Raw genomic sequence first — 784 nt, 5'->3', positions numbered from 1 at the left:
GCTAAGCGGTCCCCTTAACGTTCCGGCACCGGGCAGGCGTCAGTCCGTATACATCGTCTTACGACTTCGCACGGACCTGTGTTTTTAGTAAACAGTCGCTTCCCCCTGGCCACTGCGACCCCCACCAGCTCAGAGAGCAAGTCTCATCACCAGTAAAGGTCCCCCTTCTCCCGAAGTTACGGGGGCAATTTGCCGAGTTCCTTAACCACAGTTCACCCGACCGCCTTGGTATTCTCTACCTGACCACCTGAGTCGGTTTAGGGTACGGGCCGCCGCGACACTCACTAGAGGCTTTTCTCGGCAGCATAGGATCACCCACTTCGCCACAATCGGCTCGGCATCACACCTCAGGCACATGAGAGACGGATTTGCCTATCTCTCGCCCTACATGCTTACCCCGGGACAACCACCGCCCGGGCTGGGCTACCTTCCTGCGTCACCCCATCGTTTACCTACTACCAGATCAGGCCAGGCGTTCAGCCTCACCCCACCCCCGAAGGGACGGAGGGCTTAAGGACCCTTAGTATCACTGGATTCGATATGGGCGCATCACAGCGGGTACGGGAATATCAACCCGTTGTCCATCGACTACGCCTGTCGGCCTCGCCTTAGGTCCCGACTTACCCTGGGCGGACGAACCTGCCCCAGGAACCCTTGGTCATTCGGCGCAGAAGATTCTCACTTCTGACTCGCTACTCATGCCTGCATTCTCACTCGCACGACCTCCACCACACGATCACTCGGCGGCTTCACCGGTTCGCACGACGCTCCCCTACCCACCACC

Annotated in this window: 1 rRNA gene; it reads right to left on the bottom strand. The window is 59.1% G+C overall.

What is annotated here, in order from left to right:
• Nucleotides 1-784: ribosomal RNA gene (locus HHX30_RS40330) — 23S ribosomal RNA — on the bottom strand; the annotation flags it as partial.

It is taken from the genome of Microbispora sp. H10836, from assembly GCF_012999525.1.
Taxonomy (GTDB): domain Bacteria; phylum Actinomycetota; class Actinomycetes; order Streptosporangiales; family Streptosporangiaceae; genus Microbispora.
The sequence above is the reverse complement of the archived record's forward strand: the minus strand, read 5'-3'. Positions and strand labels throughout refer to the sequence as shown.